The organism is Shewanella sp. NKUCC01_JLK, assembly GCF_019345615.1.
GTDB classification, from domain to species: Bacteria; Pseudomonadota; Gammaproteobacteria; order Enterobacterales; family Shewanellaceae; genus Shewanella; species Shewanella oncorhynchi.
Map to the genome: position 1 here is coordinate 13,926 of NZ_JAHKRD010000006.1, position 19,986 is coordinate 33,911.

The window sequence follows — 19,986 nt, forward strand, 5'->3', positions numbered from 1 at the left end:
TATTAACCATCTAATAATGCTTAATATTTTTACTATAAAAAGCCCACAAAACCCGATTACTGAACAATAAACACACTAACACCAACAAAATTTAATGTTGTAACTGCCTTTCGATTCATGCTCCCTTGGTAGAATAACCCACGAAACACCATAGCTCCGGTTCAGAATGACCACTTTGCCGCTTTCGAGCTTTACCATCTTTATGTTTTATCAATTATTTTAGGGAGTAGTACGTATGGAGCAGTTATACGAACTGGCCCAAGCCATGATACACAATGATCTGGCGGTTTTAGCCAATCCTAAAATCGCCATCATGGTCAGCGCATTAATTTGTGGCTTTTTAGTGTTAGAAAATGGCTTTATTCCCACCGCATTTTTACCCGGAGATAGCCTACTCTTTCTCACTGGAGTGCTGATTTATCAAGATATTCTTCATATCGGTATTATGCCGTTATTGGTTCTAGCAACCTTTACAGGTACAGCTATAGGTTATTTACAGGGTCGATTTTTAGGGCATACCCAAATTTACCAAAAACTGCTGTCGAATATTGATATCAAACATCAGGAAAAAGCGACCCACCTTATTGATAACTATGGAGTGATAACCCTGCTACTCGCACGTTATATTCCTTTTGTTCGTACCGTTTACCCCTATATTTTAGGTGCAACGGGTATTTCTTCCCGTCGTTTTTTACTCATTAACTTCATCAGTTCAATGGTGTGGATTTTTTCCGTTGTTGGTTTTGGGTATCTCATTAGCCATACCCAATTAGCAACAAAATACCAAACACAATTTATGAGCATAATCATTTACTTACCAGTAGCCCTGCTTACTTTCGGTATTATTGCCTTAGTGTACAAATGGTTAAATAAAACAAAAGAGGTTTAGGTGCACTCAGTCAATCGACTCACTTATCGACTTACTTATCGAAAAATCCTATCTAAACTGGCTTGGATAATCTTGTATACTGACGGCCACGCAATGACGATATAACGAAAGCGTGCAGTTAGATGACGCGCAACAAGTGCAATATCAACTCATTGTTGGTGATGAGTTACTCCCGCTCAATCCATTGATAGGCAAGCAATTAACCTTGACCCACACGGGTAATATCTTCTGCTGCAACTGCGGTAAAAAGAGCAATATTACCCAGCCGCGTGAGACTTGCCCAAACATGTTGCAACTTTGTAGTTAACCCCTCTCTGGGATCGGTTACTTTTTCGCTCGCAACTGCAAGCGCTTAGCTTGACTGAGGATCTCATTTAAAAACACGGAATCCGTTTGTTTTGCTAATAGCACGGCTTTATCGGAGGCTCTTATCGCCTGTTCAAGTTGTCCATCCAGATCATAGGCGGTCGCTAAACTGTCCCATAACACCTCTGAATGAGGAAACGCACGCGTCCCCTCTGCGAGAATTTCAACGCCCCAAGCCGTTTTTTGTTCATAAGTGGCCTTGAGCCCATAAACATTATATTGCTGAGCAAAGAGTGGAAATTCATAGCCAAACTCAGCGCTCTTTTGCCGATAGAACTGTTTTATATCCTTAAGTGGCATAACGGCAATTTCAGGCACGGCATTCCAACCGGCAAAAAGTGTCTTTAACGCCTCAATATTGCCTACAAGCGGCGTACTGTCGTGGGTTTCATCGGGAAAGTGCTTGTAAAACCAATGCAATTGCTTTGATGTGTTATCCGTAGGGCTTGTACCTAAGCGGTCTTGCAACTGCTTAATTTGCGCCGCAAACGCGCTCGCCATCTCATTGGGCTCACTTGCCATACTCAAAAACCAGCGCAGTGGTTTCGCACGCTTAGCTTGTAATAACTCGACCGACTTAAGCACTAGCCAATCACTGTCCCACCATAAACTGGGACTGATTGAAATCACCGCATCAAATTGGCTATTTGGCGTCAAGGCGACATAACTGCTAAACAGCCCCGCGAAGGAGTGACCCGTGAGTATTTGATAATCTGAGGTGCGGTATTTTTTGCCTAACTCACTGAGCAGCTCTTGCTCTAAAAACTGCCTGAACCTTTCAGCACCACCGGAGCTGTCTTTAAATTTATCGATTTGAGTCGGCGTGAAATACTTCATTCGTTGATCCGAACTCACGCCAACGGTGATCATTTCTGGAATAATGGCATAAGTACTTAAAAAACCGACATTCGCAGCCACATGCTCAAATTGGGTAGAGCCATCTAGTACGATTAATACCGGATAGTTAAAATCGTTGGAATGTGCATAGGTATCTGGCAAATCGATTTGTAAGTTGATGTCATCATTCAAGATTTCTGAATAAATTACCGTCTTATCCGTCTGTGCGAAGACAACCGTTGAAAAGAAAAACATCAGCACTAAAACCAACCGCATAAGTACACCTCTATTTGTAATGCTAGGTAACTTACTGGTTTTTATCATAAGACTCAAATCATTACCCTCAAAAAGTCTAATTAAGACGATGGAGTTGAGTACAGTTTACAAAGACGCACTTAATCAGCTCATTCAATCGACTCAGGTCATTAACGCCATCAATCGACTTACTTATCGAAAAATCCTATCTAAACTGACTTGGATAATCTTGTATACTGACGGCAACGCAATGACGATATAACGAAAGCGTGCACTAGAACGCATGATGAGCGACTAAGCTGCACCAGAACGCAACACATTAGGATGACCATGTTAGGAACGCTAAAAAAGATGCGCGTGCAGTTAAATGACGCGCAACAAGTGCAATATCAACTCGTTGTTGGTGATGAGTTACTCCCGCTCAATCCATTGATAGGAAAGCAATTAACCTTGACACACACGGGTAATATTTTCTGCTGCAACTGCGGTAAAAAGAGCAAGAAGAGTTACTCGCAGGGCCATTGTTTTGTCTGTATGCAAAAGCTGGCGAGTTGCGATATGTGCATCATGAAGCCGGAAACTTGTCATTACGACCAAGGCACTTGCCGCGAACCAGAGTGGGCCCAGAGCCACTGTTTTGTGCCGCATTATGTATATCTGTCGAATACTTCGGGCGTTAAAGTCGGCATTACCCGCCACACTCAACTGCCCACCCGTTGGATTGACCAAGGTGCTACCCAAGGTTTACCGATTTTTAAAGTCTCAACAAGACAGCTCTCAGGCTTAGTCGAAGTAGAATTGGCAAAACTGGTTAATGATAAAACCCATTGGCAAGCCATGTTAAAAGGCCATGCCGACGATATTGATTTAAATGCTAAGGCTGCGGAACTGATCCCACAAATTGAGGCTAAGTTGCACGAAATCGGCATGCAAAAAGGCGATTACAGTATCGAGCGTTTGCACGAAACGATTCAGCCAATTCATTATCCAATTGACACCTTTCCGAAAAAGATCACTTCGCACAATTTCGATAAAGATGTGGTCGTCAGCGGAATTTTGCAGGGGATCAAGGGGCAGTATTTAATGTTTGATACGGGCGTGATTAACATTCGTAAGTTTTCATCCTACGAGATCACAGTCGAGCACGACTGAAACAGTCTGAAATCAAAATGGAACTTCCCTCCGTTAAAATGAAAAAGCGCGGCAGTTTTCACTGTCGCGCCCTTTATTGAGATGGCTGTCACTAAAGTACCATGTCCCACAGTTCAAAAATGGGAGCTAGCACCACAAACATGGGACCAAGACACCTCAATTAAGCACTAATCCCGTTTATCTGGCGAATGCTCCAACCAAAATGCTGACTCAATTCACTTAGAACTGAACTAAAGCTCAAACGCTGACTAAAGAGCCACATTAACCGACGGCATATTGGCCAACATACTGGCAATGAGACTGTCGAAATTTTCGGTTAGCTCATCCATCTTTTTAATGTTGCCAAAACCTTGGGCAAGCACTCGCCAAATTGGCTCATCAACGCCCTGTATTTTAGTGGGTTTAAAGAGCGCTATCACCACGGTACCTTTGTCATACTTTTGGGTATTCACACCGTCGGTTGACAGCCCAGCGACTAACCCTGTCACTGCCAAAATTTGTTCATCGCTCATTTCAGTTCCCATAGCGACGCCAAAGCCAACCTGAAAATCCGCCAGTAGTGGATCTTCGACCCAGCGATATCCCTTACTCTGCAAAGTTTGCTTTAATACGGCTTGCATGTGTTGCAACACTGGCTGCGGATCTAAGCGTTTATCTGTGATGATTTTTTGAAATTTAGGATGCCAAGTGAATGTCATTGCCGTTGACGGTAATTCACTGAGATCGCCAGACATCACGATTGTGGTTCGCAACGGCTGCGCCGCGTTATCCGTCACAGTCACGCACCCAGTAAGACCTAAAACGCTGCTAAAAAGCAGTATTAACACTCTCAAATACCGACTTAACACTCGGTCGGGAACCCAGCAAGGAACTCGACTGAACTGTCGATTTAGCACTCCACTTAGCTCACTATGTAATGATGAATTCATCATGCCCTGTTACCTCAATCTATAAAATGCTGTCTAAGGATAGTTGCTATTACTAAAACTGAAAGCTGATATCCATCATAGTGTTAAATCAGCATATTCCAATATATCTTGATATTCGTACTAACACAGAAAACCATCAAACTGCGCTAGCCCTATTCTCACGCCATTAATCCCATCGAGGCATGTACATATTTTGTTATTCTTTTTAGTTTATAAACTCGCTATGTCGTATAGGCGCGGCAACATTTAATCGCTAGAATGCCTCGCCTGCGTTGCAATCAAATGTCGCAATTATAAATAATAGCAACACAGTATTGCGTACCGTCCGATGAGTAAATCGCAGGCTCAATGCGGCAAATAATCACAATGCCATAAAACTAAAATAAAGGTGTGGATCTATCTATGGAGTTAATACTCGCTATCGCGTTGTTTGCCTTTTCATCTGGGATCACCCCAGGGCCTAACAATATTATGCTAATGACCTCAGGGGTAAACTTTGGCGTAAAACGCAGTATTCCGCATCTTATGGGAATAAGCCTTGGCTTCCCGACCATGATCCTCGCGATAGGTTTGGGCTTAAGCGCCCTATTCCAAAGCTATCCTATCATCCATCAAGTGATTAAAGTCGTCGGCATAGGTTACCTTTTGTATCTGTCTTGGTTGATTGCCAACAGCAGTAGCAAGATGGAAGGCAAAGCCATTGCTAAACCCTTCAGTTTTATCCAAGCCGCGGCCTTTCAATGGGTCAACCCTAAGGGCTGGATCATGGCCGTGGGCGCGATTGCGACGTTCACGTCAGTACAGCAGGATTTGACCCCGCAGGTCATCACTATCGCAACGGTATTTTTGTGCGTCGCATTTCCCTGCGCTATCGTCTGGCTAGGCTTTGGCGTAGCCCTTAAACGCATTTTGAAAAATGAGCGCCAACAGAAGATTTTTAATATCAGCATGGCGCTCTTGCTTGTGGCGTCTATCATCCCTATGATCGCCCCCTAATTTTTAAGCACGAGCAAACGACCGCCATGAACGAAATTGACATGATCACTCAACAAACCGACAACTGGGTGAAAAAAGTGATCATGAAATACAATATCTGCCCCTTCGCCAGACAAGAAGTCGAACGCGGCAGTATTCGGTATCTGGTGGTGGAACAAACTAAAGTCAAACAAGTGCTTAAGGCATTGATCGAAGAATGCCAATACCTCGACGCCCACCCCGAAGCCGAAACCACACTGTTTATTCTACCCCGTGGTTTTGAGGGGTTTTATGCTTATCTCGACCTCATCGACATGGCAACCGATACGCTTATCGAACACGAGTACGAAGGCACTTATCAACTCGCCACCTTTCACCCAGACTATTGTTTCGATGGTGAACCACAGGACGGGGCAGCCAACTTCACCAACCGCGCGCCCTACCCAACCCTGCACATCATCCGCGAAGCCAGCATGGAGTTAGCCCTTGCTAACTACAACGATCCCGAAACCATCCCAGAACGTAACATCGCCTTTTGCGAACGTAAAGGCAGCGACTTTTTCGTCAAACTGTTAGCAGAGTGCATGGGGAAATCCTCATAACAGTCCAAATACGGCAGCTTTAATGAGATTGCGGCCCTTATCACTGAAACGGATGAAGCCCTTTTCGATGATAACGTCAATATCCAGCCAACCTATGTTGAGCTAATTAAAGCGATGATTGTTAACCATGTAGGGCTTGAGCAAGGCAACAAGATAATCGAGCAATTGGAAATCAGGGCCTACTAATTAACGTAGATGTTAATGATTTTAAAGTGTTTAAAATCAATTTTATAAAAATCTATCGGCCAGCATATCAGCAACATCTTCATCATGGTCGATACTAAAGGCCATAAAACCATCGGTTTTAGGAATCGCTTGATAGACTTCAGTTTGTGTAAACTGCACTAGGCATTCGTTAAACACTGCGCGTATTTGCCGTGCTATCTCCTCCCACTCACTAAAGTCATCCTCGGGTAAGCTCTGTTGAATCGTCTGCAACTCATCCTCTGAAAGCAGGTAACATGTACTAAAACATTGATACTCCCAGTCACCTGTATTGAATTTAAGTTCTTGGATGGCCTCAGGGCTTTGGTATGACTCAGCCCATTCCCCAGACTGGTAATAGGCCAATCGCTGCTGAAAATCTGCCTCTGTATTAAAACAAAGATTTAATTCTGCGTATTCGGCATGGGTGTCAAAAGCAAAGGCATAAAAGGTTTTATCAGGATGAGCTAATAAAAATTGCTCAACCTCAACCGTTGTAAACCGCAATGTCTCAGCTTTGATTCGAGCAATAAGAGCATTATCTAATGGCATAAAGATGTTCCATTTACACAATATTTTTTGTGTCTCAGTGCATCACTTAAATTAAACCGACGTTACTAAACTCAATGCTTTAGTCATTTTTTACTGACGTCAAGCATTGAGATTAAGCTGAATTAAAGGATTTGTACGCTCCATTTCTCATTGCCATAGCGACGATTTTTATAGCTATCGATACGCCATTCATCGGCTTTTTTAAGAGCAATAAACAAATACTCATCTTCGAAGTTAGTGTTGGTTTTAATATAGATTTCGGCTCTGCTTTTATTTTTAAAAGTAATTTGCACTTCAAGAGGATGATCGCAACCATTAAATTTTGAAGGAAACCCGAAGGAATTACGCACTTTTCCGCCGTAAACACGGGGCTTATCGGTGCAAAAATCGTCAAATAACGGCGCTATTTGCTCATTCAGTAAAGCAAACCAATCGGTTTGCTTCGCATAATGGAATTCAGCCACTGGCAATTCCTGCCGTAGCTTATCTTCTTCGGCAGTTCTTTCGGTATAGAGGGTATTTTCGATACTGTTCCAGCGCGTACAAAAAGATAACACTCTCTCTGTTAAATATGCTTTTAATTCAATATCATCCATTTAAATTATTGACTCCTTTATTTATAAGTCTGTCGGTCAAACCCGCCAAGAGTTTATACCATATCGAGACAGACGAATGACTCTTTACCGCGATTAAACGACGTATTAAAACCAATCCTTTACGCTCAAACGAGCTTGCACCACTGCAAACTCGGCAGCAAGCCATAACACCAAGATTTACAATGCTATAGATTTAATCCCCACACCTCAAAGGCATCACGACTTAATTGTTCCCTAAAATCTGGGTGAGAGATGGCGATCAGCGCTTGTGCCCGTTCGCGCAGTGAACGGCCGCGTAGATTAGCTGCGCCGTATTCGGTCACAATGTAATGCACATGGGCCCGAGTGGTGACAACCCCTGCGCCAGGTGATAACACGCTTGCAATACGAGAAAGCGTTCCCCCCGCGGCAGTGCTGGGCAGCGCAATCACAGAACGACCACCTTCAGATAACCCTGCTCCGCGGATGAAATCCATCTGGCCGCCGACACCGGAATAGATTTTAGTGCCAATGGAATCGGCGCACACTTGGCCTGAAAGGTCGACCTGCAACGCCGAGTTAATCGCCATCACATTAGGATTTTTACGGATAATGGCCGTGTCGTTGACTTGCTCTATGTCCATAAAGATAACCGCAGGATTATCATCAACATAGTCGTATAATTTCTGGCTACCCAGGGCGAAACCTGTGACGAGTTTTCCCGGATAAAAACGCTTCTTGCTGTTGTTAATCACGCCCTTTTCAACCAGTTGTAATATACCGTCAGAAAATAGCTCTGTGTGGACGCCTAAGTCTTTATGTTCGGTTAAGCAAGACAGCACGGCATCGGGGATCGCACCTATACCCATTTGCAAACAATCGCCATTACGCACCAATTGAGCAACATTTTTACCGATCGCCAAACTCACCGCATCCCCCGTCGCGAAGGAATGAATGGGCAACGCCGCGCTCTGCTCATACACAGCGGCAAAACGGTCGATATGGATAAAGCTGTCACCATGGGTGCGCGGCATTTGTGGATTAATATGAGCGATGATCTTACCCGCGACTTGGCAAGCTGCGAGCGTTGCTTCAACCGAAATGCCTAAGGAACACATGCCATGCTTATCGGGTGGCGACACTTGGATAATTGCGGTATCAATTTTTTGCTCGCCGGAACGAAATAACTTAGGCACTTCAGACAGGAAAATCGGCACATAATCCGCGTCACCACTTTGCAGTAATGCCCGCGTTGGCAGCCCACCGAAAAAACATCGATGGCGTAAATGCCCCTGTAAACTGGGATGGCTTAAGGATTCGGCGCCTTCAGTATGTAACTGTAACAGGGTGAGATTTTCTTTGGTGAGTGCATGCTGCGCCAACGCATCTAATAAAATGCGCGGTGTGGCGCCCATGGAATGAGTCCACAGCGTCTCGCCGCTTTGAATTAAAGCAACCGCATCGAGCGCGCTATGACAAATGATTGGAGGCATAATGAATTCCCTTCGCTAAGCATGATGGCGGCAATCGCCCTAGCGGCAGTGTAAGGGATATCCTAATTAAGCAACATCGATTTCAATGGCTTAGCGCGACTGTTTACTGATAATTTGCGCTATATCAAAACTCGGCACTTTGCCCTTGATGATGAAACTCAGTACAGGGTTAATCCAAGCGCTTCGAAAATCTCATACTGGCAATCAATAACCCAATACAAGTAAAACCTATCATCCACAGGGCATCAAATTGCAGATCTATCACTTGGGCATCGCGCAGCACTATGGCCCGTGACATGCGCATAAAATGGGTTGCGGGTAATGCTTCGGCAATCCATTGCGCCGCGATAGGCATGGCTTCGTAGGGGAACATAAATCCCGACAAGAGAATCGATGGCAGGAGGATAAATACCGTCATCTGCATCGATTGCAACTGAGTTTTAGCTATGGTCGAAATCACTAATCCTAAGGTTAAACTGGCGCAAATGAACAACATAGCGGCAAGGGCGATAGAATCAAGCCCGCCGCGAATGGGCACATCGAACAACAGATGCCCTGCGCTCAGGATAATGGTCACTTGCACAAAGCCGACCATCACATAGGGCACGATTTTACCCAGCATCAACTCCAGCGGCCGTACTGGCGTAGTGATCAAAAACTCCATATTGCCCTGCTCGCGCTCACGCACTATGGCGGCGGAAGTAAACATCACCATGGTCATAGTCAAAATTACCCCCAACAGACCGGGCACTATGTTGACCACAGAACGTTGTTCTGGGTTGAAATATTGCACCACTTCAAAACTCGGCATCGCCGTTTTTAGTGCTCTTCCTGCGACTTCATCCAGTGGCATTTGCCTTAGGCTACGAATAGTTGAAGCGACAACCGTATCTGAACCATCCACCAGCCATTGGCCAGCGGGTTGTGCGATATAGGACTGGGCTAAATATTGCTGACCCACAAAGCTTGGGTGACGCACTAAGCGCTCATCAAGATCGGCGGGCAAATACAGCACAGCTTTGACTTCGCCGCGAGTGATCGCCGCCTCAGCCTCGGCTGCACTTAAATAACGCTGTTTAAAATCTACGACCTGCGTTGCTTCCACCGCCTTAACCAGTGCGCGACTGTAGGCAGAATCACTCAAATTAACTAACCCAGCAGGCAGATGGCGAGCATCGGTATTGATCGCATAACCAAACAACATCAGTTGCACTAACGGGATCATGACTATCATGCCAAAGGTCATGCGATCCCGCGACAACTGCCGCAGCTCTTTGACCACAATCGCAAAAATCCTACGCCACATGGTCAGTCTCTCCCTTGGAAACCCCAGCCAAGCGCTCGCCAGTACAAGTGACAAACACATCTTCTAAGCTAGCGCGCACTTCTTCCATCGTCCGGCTGGCAACCCTTGGTTTAAGCCAAGCAAGCGGATCTTCAATATCGCTGCGCACTAACACCCGCAAACGACTGCCAATTTGCGCCGCCGACAATACCGCGGACTCGCTGATCAGTGATTGTTTTAAATTACGTAAGTCGTCCCCTGAGATCTCAACCACCCGAGCGCCCATCGCCGCCATCAGTTGCTGGGGTGAACCGTCGGCACGTTTTATCCCCCGCTCTAAAATCGCAAGACCATGGCAACGCTCGGCCTCATCCATATAGTGAGTCGACACAAGTATCGTGGTGCCTTGGGCACAGAGATCGAATAAGCGCTCCCAAAACTCGCGCCGATTTTCAGGATCGACCGCCGATGTCGGCTCATCGAGAAACAATAATTCGGGGTGATGTAAGGTCGCTGCCGCTAAGGCCAAACGCTGTTTCTGGCCGCCACTCATGGAGCCCGCCATTTGTTTCTCGCGGCCGACTAAATCGTATAGCGTGACTAACTCGGCTATTCGCAGCTTTGATGCTCGGCGGTTAAGGCCATAAATTTGCGCGACAAACTCTAAGTTTTCCCGCACCGAAAGATTGTCGTACAGGGAGAATTTTTGCGTCATATAGCCTATGCGGCGACGCAGTTTTTCCTCGGCGCCGGGTAAGGTTTCACCCAAAACACGAATATTCCCCGATGTTGGACTCAGCAACCCAGTCAACATGCGAATTGAAGTCGATTTTCCGCAGCCATTGGGGCCGAGAAATCCATAAATGGTGCCCTTGGGAATCGCGAGGTCGAGATTCTCTACCGCATTAACACCACCAAAGGCGCGGGTCATACCTTGGGTCTCGATAGCAAAATCAGCGCTTTTCATGGCTGCTCCACTTTTTGCTGCACTCCTTGCAGCACATCGAGTTGCAGCACATCGAGTTCAACTTCTAATGCCATGCCAGTAGGTAGGTCCTGATCTGTGGCGGAAATCGTGATATCGGTCAAATACATCAGCCGCGCACGATCACGTTCATTCAGCGCATAAAATGGCGTGTAAGCAGGTTGACTGCGGATATTGCGCACAGTGCCAGCAATCGGTATCTCGCGGCCATCCACAAGAATATTGACGCTATCACCCGCCTTCACTCTGTCTAACCAAGTCGCGGGCAGGTAAACCCGTACATAGGGATTATCGCTCGCCAGCAAACCAATCAACTGAGTGCCTGCGGCAATGCGATCGCCGACTCGCCAAGGCAACGTATCGACAACCGCATCACGCGCCGCTACCAAGCTCAAGTCTGCTAAGGCTTTTTGTTCGATAGCGACACTGGCGCGAGCTGCGGCCACCGCCGCTTTGGCCTGCTCTAGCTGCTCGCTACGGGTGCCATTTTCTAGCAATCGCAGGCTTTGCTGAGCCTCAGCTTGCTTGGCTAAACTGGTATCCCGCGCCGCACGGGCCGTATCTAAATCCGCTTGACTCAGCACTTTCGTGGCATACAAACGGTTGGTACGCTCAAAGGCTCGCTGAGCTTCTTTCACACTAGCATTCGCCCCGTCGAGCACGGCCTTGGCGCGTTCTATATCCTCTAAACGCGCACCTGTGACCGCCTCAGAAAGTTTAGCTTTAGCCTGTTCAAGCTCGGCTTGGCGCAGGGCGAGGCGCGCATTGGCTGAGGTTGTATCGAGCTGAATTAACACCTCACCCGCCTTAACCTGTTGACCTTCAACCACATTCACTTGAGTAATCAACTCACCTACAGGCGCAGTAAGTGTCAGCCTGTCCCGCTCGACAGTACCAAGCACTCTGGGCGGCGCTTCGGTGCAGCCGACTAATAGCAAGATCACACAACCCACATTCACGTGCGTCAGAATTTTAAAATTCACACTCATTACGACTTCCTCGGTTCACGCAGTACACCTTGGGTAAAAACCTGCATATTGTGCAGCGCTAAACGCTGTAAACCATCAGCATCGGCACTAAAAAAACCGAACTGACGCATTAACACCGGGGGCGCAATAAGCGGAAAGACCATCAGACTCACGAAACTGAGGCGTGCTAAATCGGGATCTAATCCCTCCTTCAATAGCCCCGCATTGACTAATGTGGATTCGAGCCATTGCCGCGAGAGGGATAAAATTTGCTCAAAAACAGACAACATAATGCGATAGGGTTCTGAGCCATCGCCTTCCTGTAACACCCGTATAATCAACCGTGGCAATCCCAGGTTAGGTGCCATAACACGATAATATGTCTGCATAAGTTCACCCAAGTTATTAGGGGCATCCGCGGCGGATATTTCGCGAAAACGCGCTAATACGGGCTCAAGGGTTTCCCGCACCATTTGTTCGAACAGGCCCGATTTTGAACCAAAATAATAACGAATAAGCGCAGCATCAACCTCGGCTTCGCGGGCAATTTCGCGGGTAGAAACGCTGGGATAACTGCGATGACTGAAGAGACTTAAGGCTGCGATAATTAAGCGTTGGCGGGCATCGGAATCCCCTTTCGGACGACCAGGAGTCTGCGGCTGTGATTCAGTTTGGGCGGTAAATGGCACAACCCCCTTTGGGCGACCGGGAATAAGCGACATGGCAAGCTCCAGCAAAATTCATCTATTGATGAATATACTGAAAAGCCGCGTAAAAAGGCAGCAGTTAAATTCCTCATTTTCATTGATATTGAGGAATTTAACCCTAGCACTGCAAGGCTAAAATTTGAGTACCGTTCAATCGAAAAATTAAGCGGCCTTCTATTAAAGATTTATACAGTAAAAGCTTATGCGCCTTTCACTATCGCACTCAAACGGGTAATGAATTGCTGTACGGCTTCAACCGTGTCAAAACTAAAGGCAAGGCCATAGTGGGTTTCGGTCAAACTCTTATGTAAACGTTTGGGGAAACGTGTCATCTCGGCATTGTGGAAATAGTCGTATTTGGCATGCACGCCTGCAATAGTGGCAAGTTCGCCGGAAAAGACTTCGAATGCAGGGCGAATAATCAAGTTTGGTGATTTACCGTCGAGGTGTAAATAGAAAGCCTCTTTGGTTTCTGGGAGCATGTATTCAGTAATGTTTTTTATGGTGAAATTAGTGCGACATTGCAGTCCACTTAAGCAACTCACCATCTTATTATGTTCTATCGCCAAACTTATTCTCCCGTGTTTGTTGTCTATTTAGATTAAACCTGCCCATATCGCGCTACTTTTTCTACTCTCAGTCAATCCATGGCTCAGATGACTGATTAAGATAAGAAGAATATCATCTCGGCAATGTTGGTTTTTATCCCGTTTATCCCACTTTACCTCAGCTCAGCCTAATCGGTTTAGTCTTAAAATGCACTAAAGTGATACCCATATCCCAGAGTAAATGAGCGAGTTTGAATTATTTATCACAAAAAACCTTTATATACAGAACGATAAACCGATTAATTCAAACGCTAAGTGGGTGTCACAGAAAATTCTTTTGTGTAAGCAAATCGATATTTCAAACACGATAAAACACAATTTAGTTTATTAGGCATTGCTTATCATCAGGTTATCAGCCTTTAGTTTGACATTAAAACGAACCGTTCAAAATGCGACCCTGCGATTGCATTTTATAATGATTGTTTTACTTGCCAGCTTAAAATGTTGCGTCTAGGTTAATAAGCTTGAGTTAAGTCCTGTTGATAATGGCTAAGTTACGGCAATCACATTTGATGCCAACCTAAACTAGCGCATTCACGCTATCCCGTCGTATTCAGGCCTTAAGTCATGTTTTACCCAAAATGAGTAACCCGCGCTTGAGCGCCTATAAACCGAGCCATGCCAGCCGATTTCAAGCTTATTTACGGCAAATCCTGCATTAACTGACTTGCCCTAAACTGTCGCAACGGACTGGCGGCCACAATCAACAAGACCAACAACACGAGATATAGCCATGAAGATCAAAAAAGCCCTCATGCTCTTGGGTCTGTTCGCTGTCAGCCCAGTAACGTTAGCCGCAACCGGAGTCGCCTTTATCCATGGTACGGGTCACCAGACCAATGCCTTAGCCGATTACTGGACACCCGAATTTGTTAACTCAGTGCGCCAAGGCATCCCAGTGCCAAACAATTACACAGTGATCAACTGCGACTTTGACCAATATATGTGGGAAGAAAGCGCCGCAGGTTGTCTGGCCACGCAGCTCAATAGCTTTATTCAAGCCAAAAATATCGACGACTTAATTCTGCTGACCCACTCCAATGGTGGCAACGTAGTGCGGTGGATTTTATCTAACCCTACGTGGGACAGCCGTTATCCTGCAGTGATCAACGCCACCTCAAAGGTTATCGCCATCGCGCCTTCCAGTGCTGGTACGCCGCTGGCCGATGCGGTGAACCAAGGTAATGTGTTCGAAACCAGCTTAGGCTGGCTCTTAGGCTATGGCAGCAATGCGGTGAAACAACAGCAAGTCGGTTGGATGGCAAACTATAACAACGCTTGGCTTAATGGCACAGCGGGTCGCCCATCACTGGGTAAACCCTTCGAAGTCGTGGTGGGCTCAGATGTTGATTCCGCTATTTGGGACAGCGACAGTTACTGCGCGGGTTATCAATACCAAGTCGCGCTCGAAACCACCCAAAACTGGCTCGATAGCTGCTCCGACGGCTTCTTAAATTGCAGCTCACAAAAGGCGGCTGGCACTGTCTGGTTTACCGATAAACAAAAGACCCGTGGCCAAGAGCCCTTAAGCCATCAGCAGAGCCGCCGGGCGTGTTTCAATTTAGACACGCTGATCCGCAACCACATTTAAGGAGCACTAAGATGCACACACTCAGCAAACTTGCCAGTGTCTTGGCGCTAAGCGGACTGCTTGCAGCCTGCCAAGATGAAGCCACACCCATAGATCCCAAAACCAATGCCAGCCCAATGTACGCCAAAGGATTAACCTTAGCTGCGCCGAGCGATACCGATCTCGTCGATAGCAATATTGCCAGCCCAACACTCACGCCCATCAACACCAGTACGGATTACATTAGCTTTATCACCCCGCTGTACGGTGAGTATCAAGCGAGTATGCTTAAGCTTGAGCAAGCCAGCCAAAGTGACGAGTATTGGGTCAATGTAACAGGCGCACAGCTTAATGCGGGCGTGGGCCTCACCATGAGCCAAGCGTCGAGCTTAGTGCGCATTGCACCTCGGGGCGATACCCGCTCTGGCGCCTTAATGCATGCAGAGGCTATTGCCCCTGAGCGCGTACAAATTCAGCGCGTTACCCCTAATCAGTCACCCCAAGGCAAAGCAGCCAATAGCAGCGGGATAAACACCAATGAGTCACTGGTTAAATCAATGGTCAACGCCGATGCTTTGGCTAGCGCAGGGTTAACCGATGATTCGAGTGCATTGCAAATGTCGGCGAAAGCCACACCGGGCCAATATCGCCTGCAGGTCAGCCAGCCGTTAACACCGAGCGCCAGCTACTTAGTCAATGTGAAGGAAAAAGGCTCGCCCTATCAACTGAGCGTCAAAGCCCCCACCGCCATCGCGGCGGATGCGCAAAACCTTGGGCTTGAACTCGCTCTCAGCCAAAGTGATAACACCTTTGTACCACAGGCAAAACTCAAACAAGCCGATGGCAATATGCAACCGCTGGCGATGGTAAAACAAGGTGAGACATGGCAAGCGGTGATCCCCGCGGGCGTCGCACTTTCGAGCAGTAATGCAGGTTTCAGTGAAATTGAAATCACAGTACAAACCCAAGTCGATGGCCGACCTGTGCAGCGCACGGTCAAATCTGTCTTTAAGTCCTATGTCAATTCGGCGAGCATCAAGCCCGAAGTGCTCACGGTTTGGGATAAAGGCTTGCCTAACCAAATCAACTTTGAGTTAACTGTCGCCGAGGCGGGACGTTTTGGCTTAAGTGGCACGTTAACGGGCACCAACGCCGAAGGTCAAAAGGTGGCGATTCTACGCACCCAAGCGGCCAATTGGCTGACCCCAGAGTCGCCGAAGTTAAAGCTGATGTTAGATCCTAAGCTTATCCAAGCCTCGGGTTTACAGCCGCCCTTCGAACTCAATGAATTAGAACTGCAAGATCAAGGTCAAATGGCCAGATTAAGCTATCAAGCCAAGGCACTAACCTTAACGCGCTAATCCAAAGGGACGAATGTTAAGGGGCTAACGTTAAGATACTCAGCTTAACGTGCTGATAAGTCAGGCTTGTTAGCCTTAAGTTCCTCTCTAATACAAAGTGCCCAATCATGGGCACTTTTTTATTGTTGATCTTTTGCAATCTACACCCAAAAGCCATCACCTTATTTAACATCTAGCGTAAAGCACAAACTGTTGACAGAAAAATGACAAGCTAAAGACTATTTACCACACTTCACCCTGATAAAATTTACATTGATTATCAAGGGTTATTCCTTTTAAATAACAATCATCAACGGCATAATGTCAACGTCTTGACGTCAGACCTTTGAATGACAAGCATACGGTTCTTTATAACAATACGTATAACAATAAGAGTGACTCACGGCGCAAGTTTTTACCGTGCCATGGTCAATACTCAATAAATGGACATCGTTATGAGTGACAGCACATTTTTCTTTGGTGAATGGCAAATCAATCCCAGCGCCAATAGTCTGCTCCTTGGCAAACAAGTCAAACAACTTGAGCCCAAGGCGATGGATGTGCTGCTGTTTCTCTGTCAACGGGCGGGCGAAGTCGTCAGCAGTGATGAAATAGTCAGCCACTGCTGGCCAGGTGTAGATACCGGCGACAATCCACTACACAAGATTATCAATCAGTTACGTCGAGCATTAGGCGACAGCGCCACCGATCCCACCTATATAGAAACCATACGCAAACGCGGCTATCGCACCTTAGCCGAAGTGCGTTTTCCTATCGGACACCAAGCCACCGCCAGCCCACAGAGTTGGCAAGGCGGCTCGCCCTTTCCGGGGCTGCAAGCCTATAGCGCTAACTATGCCGAGGTGTTTTTTGGCCGCAGTGAACAAATCAGCACTTTGCTTAACCGGATAAGTCAACAAATCCTGTTTGGCCGTGCCTTCTGCCTGATCTTAGGTCCAAGTGGCAGCGGTAAATCTTCCCTGATTAATGCGGGTGTTGTGCCCAATTTAATGAAGGGCGACGGCTATAACGGCATTGGTGTCGCGTCATTCAGCAGCTTAGATTTTGCCGATGTGAGTAAAGGACAACTACTCACCGATCTTGCCAGTGCTATGCTCGACTGGGAAATCAACGACATCCCAGTATTCGAAGGCATGAGCGCTGAGACTCTGGCGATTCAACTCGTCGAAGATATCCAAAGCGTGATCAACCAGTGCACCCAAGCGCTCAAGGCTAAACCCTTTTCCAATCCGTTTTTTGCCTTGTTTATCGACCGATTAGAAGTGTTGCTCTCATCACCGCTATTTAGCGATCCCGAACGAACCCAGTTCATAGAATTATTGGAACAACTCGCCACCTCAAAAGCCGTGATTATCATCAGTGCCTGTCGCAACGATTTTTATCCTTTATTGGTCAATTACCCAAGCTTAATGGCGGGTAAAGCCCGCGGCGCCCACTTTGACTTAGCGCCGCCAACACGCACTGAGCTATTACAAATGATCCGCCTGCCCGCGGTGGCCGCCAACTTAAGCTGGGAAGTTGACAGCGACACCGCGATGCCGCTCGACGAAATGCTCTGCAGCGATGCCGCCAGTAACCCAGATGCGTTGCCCATGTTGCAATACACTCTGCAGGCCTTGTATTTGCAGCGCAGCGCCGACGATAAGTTATTAGTCTCGGTTTATCATGCACTTGGCGGTATTGAAGGGGCGATTGGTAAAAATGCCGAGCAAGCGATTTCCCATTTAAGCGATGCCGAAAAAGCCAGCCTACCACGGATTTTATCCCTGCTAGTGACCCTGCGCGAAGATGAAAAGTCCATCACCAGCCGCACCGCTCGCTGGTCGCAGCTGCAAAGCACGGCCGAAACCGCCCTAGTGCAAGCCATGGTCGATAGCCGCTTATTCGTGTCACATCTGCAAAATGGAGAACCCTGTTTTAGCATCGCCCACGAAGCACTTTTACGCCGTTGGCCGCGGGCGACGGCTTGGATTAGCGAGCATAACGACAGCTTAAGCATTAAGAGTCGCCTACAGCATCTTTCAACACGCTGGCTCAGCGAAGCCAAACACAGCGCTTATCTGCTCGCCGAAGGCAAGCCGTTAAAAGAGGCCCAAAGCCTCAGCCAAAATCCGTTATTCGATTTAGACGATCCCGAAACTGCCTTTATCGCAGCCTCCAGCAAACGCGCCAATATGCTGCGCTGGACGAGGCGCCTAACCGTCGCCCTGCTGTGCGTCCTCACCTTAACCTCCGTCATTATGAGCGTGCGCAGCATAGAAGCCGAAAAACTTGCCCTGCAAAAACGCCTCGCCGCCGAAGATTTGCTCGGCTTTATGGTGGGTGACTTCGCCGACAAGATGCGCGGCATCGGCCGTATGGACTTACTCGATGGGATCAGCAATAAAGCACTGGAATATTTCAGTGATTTTTCCAATAAAGAAGATGATACGCACTTAAGTTTTGATGCACGCTTCCAACACGGCCAAACCTTAGAGGCCATGGGCGAAGTGGCCTATTCGCGCAATAAAATCGATGAAGCTCGCAGCGCATTACTCGCGGCACAAGAAAAAATGCTGCCACTACTCGAATTGCAGCCGGAAAACTTAGCCCTACTGAAAACCTTAGGTGCCAATGCGTTCTGGTTAGGACAATTAAAATATGATGTCAGTGATTGGGCGGCGTCACGCCCTTTTTACGAGCAATACTTAAAATACAGCCAAACCATGTACGCCCTTGCGCCAGAGGATAAAGATGCGCTGATGGAGCTGTCCTATGCCCATAACACTTTGGGCTCAGTTTCGATGAAACAGCAGGAATTTGCCAAAGCGCAGCAAGATTTTGAAGAGTCATTAAGGCTTAAATTGCTCGCCTTGGCAAAAGCGCCTGAGGATAGTCAGTTGATTGCGGATGTGGCGGATACGCGCTCTTGGTTAGCCAGCGCTGCGGTTTCACAAGGCGATGTAATTTCGGCAATACGAATCCACACTCAGCTCCAACAAGAATTAAGCAAAAATAATAAGCAGCCATATATTTTAGATAGGCTATCAGCTAGTCATCAAATTCTTGCAGAATTATATGACTATCAAGCCCAACCCGAACAGGCTCTAAAACAAGCCAGACTTGGTTTAGAAGCTATTTCAGCGGCACTAGAGAAAGATCCTAATAATGATATTTGGGAAAACCAAAAGTATTACCAATATTTCAAAGTCTTAGTTTTCTCTCATTCTGTAGGTGATGAAATTGAAAGATTAAAATCATTAATTGACTCAGATATTGCATTAAACTCTTCATCAAAGAAAGATGATGTTTATGCCAGTTTCTTTCTGGCAGCAGCAAAAAACCTACAACAACAAGGGAGATTTTCTGAGAGTATAGAATTTGTCATGCAAGCAAAAAATGAATTCTTTAAACTATCTAAAAAATACCACCAAAACACTAATTACATATCTAAATTATCAGAAAGTATTTTATTAGAGGCGAAAACTGCTAAAGACAAAAATATCAAACATAAACTATGCCTCGATTCAAAAAAATTACTTTCACCAATAATTGAAAAAGATAAATCACCAAACTTTACTGTTCCCTACATTAAGTCTATTGACTGCTTAGGTGAAGTCATTAATGATGAGTCTTTAAATAAGTTATTAATTGAATCTCAAATACAAAACACTAGATTTTAACCCAAAAAAAA

General features: G+C 46.5%; 17 protein-coding genes and 1 pseudogene. 8 read left to right on the forward strand and 10 right to left on the reverse strand.

Going from position 1 to position 19,986, the window contains the following annotated elements; all coding sequences use genetic code 11:
• The first annotated feature begins 235 nt into the window (after window positions 1–235).
• Window positions 236–889 carry a DedA family protein gene (locus KO537_RS07845; protein WP_219234197.1) on the forward strand — a complete coding sequence of 218 codons (654 nt, stop codon included), beginning with the start codon at window positions 236–238 and terminating at the stop codon, window positions 887–889.
• 112 nt (window positions 890–1,001) lie between these two features.
• Window positions 1,002–1,142, forward strand: a pseudogene (locus KO537_RS07850) (DUF2797 domain-containing protein); the annotation flags it as partial.
• Window positions 1,143–1,213: 71 nt separating this feature from the next.
• On the opposite strand, the gene KO537_RS07855 reads toward KO537_RS07850, so the two are convergent.
• The gene (locus tag KO537_RS07855; protein ID WP_219234198.1) at window positions 1,214–2,368 is read right to left on the reverse strand and encodes an alpha/beta hydrolase-fold protein; all 1,155 of its coding nucleotides are present in this window, start codon (window positions 2,366–2,368) and stop codon (window positions 1,214–1,216) included.
• A gap of 309 nt (window positions 2,369–2,677) precedes the next feature.
• Between KO537_RS07855 and KO537_RS07860 the strand changes: the two genes are divergently transcribed.
• Window positions 2,678–3,499: a DUF2797 domain-containing protein gene (locus KO537_RS07860; protein ID WP_173245730.1), complete on the forward strand. Its 822-nt coding sequence runs from the start codon at window positions 2,678–2,680 to the stop codon at window positions 3,497–3,499.
• Between the two features lie 248 nt (window positions 3,500–3,747).
• Here the strand turns inward: KO537_RS07860 and KO537_RS07865 are convergent, their stop codons facing one another.
• Entirely contained in the window at window positions 3,748–4,431 is a 684-nt protein-coding gene (locus KO537_RS07865; RefSeq protein WP_219234199.1) for a DUF4136 domain-containing protein, read from the reverse strand.
• A gap of 399 nt (window positions 4,432–4,830) precedes the next feature.
• Here KO537_RS07865 and KO537_RS07870 point away from each other — a divergent pair, with 399 nt between their 5' ends.
• Complete coding sequence (locus tag KO537_RS07870; protein WP_113938904.1) at window positions 4,831–5,424, forward strand: LysE family translocator; 594 nt, start codon at window positions 4,831–4,833, stop codon at window positions 5,422–5,424.
• Between the two features lie 26 nt (window positions 5,425–5,450).
• Window positions 5,451–6,005: a DUF1415 domain-containing protein gene (locus KO537_RS07875; protein WP_219234200.1), complete on the forward strand. Its 555-nt coding sequence runs from the start codon at window positions 5,451–5,453 to the stop codon at window positions 6,003–6,005.
• A 228-nt stretch (window positions 6,006–6,233) separates the two neighbouring features.
• Here KO537_RS07875 and KO537_RS07880 read toward each other — a convergent pair whose 3' ends face one another.
• The 8 genes from KO537_RS07880 to KO537_RS07915 form a co-directional block, all read right to left on the reverse strand.
• Window positions 6,234–6,761, reverse strand: coding sequence for a DUF4303 domain-containing protein (locus KO537_RS07880; RefSeq protein WP_219234201.1), 528 nt, complete (start codon window positions 6,759–6,761; stop codon window positions 6,234–6,236).
• A gap of 122 nt (window positions 6,762–6,883) precedes the next feature.
• Window positions 6,884–7,357, reverse strand: a complete 474-nt coding sequence (locus KO537_RS07885) for an NTF2 fold immunity protein (protein ID WP_011919026.1) — start codon at window positions 7,355–7,357, stop codon at window positions 6,884–6,886.
• 185 nt (window positions 7,358–7,542) lie between these two features.
• Window positions 7,543–8,829: an acetyl-CoA hydrolase/transferase C-terminal domain-containing protein gene (locus tag KO537_RS07890; RefSeq protein WP_219234202.1), complete on the reverse strand. Its 1,287-nt coding sequence runs from the start codon at window positions 8,827–8,829 to the stop codon at window positions 7,543–7,545.
• Between the two features lie 169 nt (window positions 8,830–8,998).
• Entirely contained in the window at window positions 8,999–10,135 is a 1,137-nt protein-coding gene (locus KO537_RS07895) for an ABC transporter permease (RefSeq protein ID WP_219234203.1), read from the reverse strand.
• Entirely contained in the window at window positions 10,125–11,081 is a 957-nt protein-coding gene (locus tag KO537_RS07900) for an ABC transporter ATP-binding protein (protein WP_212600059.1), read from the reverse strand. The genes KO537_RS07895 and KO537_RS07900 overlap by 11 nt, the downstream gene beginning before the upstream one ends.
• Window positions 11,078–12,088 carry an HlyD family efflux transporter periplasmic adaptor subunit gene (locus KO537_RS07905; RefSeq protein ID WP_219234204.1) on the reverse strand — a complete coding sequence of 337 codons (1,011 nt, stop codon included), beginning with the start codon at window positions 12,086–12,088 and terminating at the stop codon, window positions 11,078–11,080. The genes KO537_RS07900 and KO537_RS07905 overlap by 4 nt, the downstream gene beginning before the upstream one ends.
• A complete protein-coding gene (locus KO537_RS07910) occupies window positions 12,088–12,789 on the reverse strand; it encodes a TetR/AcrR family transcriptional regulator (protein WP_105249686.1) in 702 nt (233 codons plus the stop codon). Before KO537_RS07910 ends, KO537_RS07905 begins: the two co-directional genes overlap by 1 nt.
• Window positions 12,790–12,974: 185 nt before the next feature.
• Entirely contained in the window at window positions 12,975–13,322 is a 348-nt protein-coding gene (locus tag KO537_RS07915; protein WP_113938914.1) for a hypothetical protein, read from the reverse strand.
• A 793-nt stretch (window positions 13,323–14,115) separates the two neighbouring features.
• Between KO537_RS07915 and KO537_RS07920 the strand changes: the two genes are divergently transcribed.
• From KO537_RS07920 to KO537_RS07930, 3 genes are all read left to right on the forward strand, one after another.
• Entirely contained in the window at window positions 14,116–14,973 is an 858-nt protein-coding gene (locus KO537_RS07920; protein WP_113938915.1) for a hypothetical protein, read from the forward strand.
• A gap of 11 nt (window positions 14,974–14,984) precedes the next feature.
• The gene (locus KO537_RS07925; RefSeq protein WP_219234205.1) at window positions 14,985–16,313 is read left to right on the forward strand and encodes a DUF4785 domain-containing protein; all 1,329 of its coding nucleotides are present in this window, start codon (window positions 14,985–14,987) and stop codon (window positions 16,311–16,313) included.
• A 434-nt stretch (window positions 16,314–16,747) separates the two neighbouring features.
• Complete coding sequence (locus tag KO537_RS07930) at window positions 16,748–19,975, forward strand: winged helix-turn-helix domain-containing protein (RefSeq protein ID WP_219234206.1); 3,228 nt, start codon at window positions 16,748–16,750, stop codon at window positions 19,973–19,975.
• Window positions 19,976–19,986: the final 11 nt, after the last annotated feature.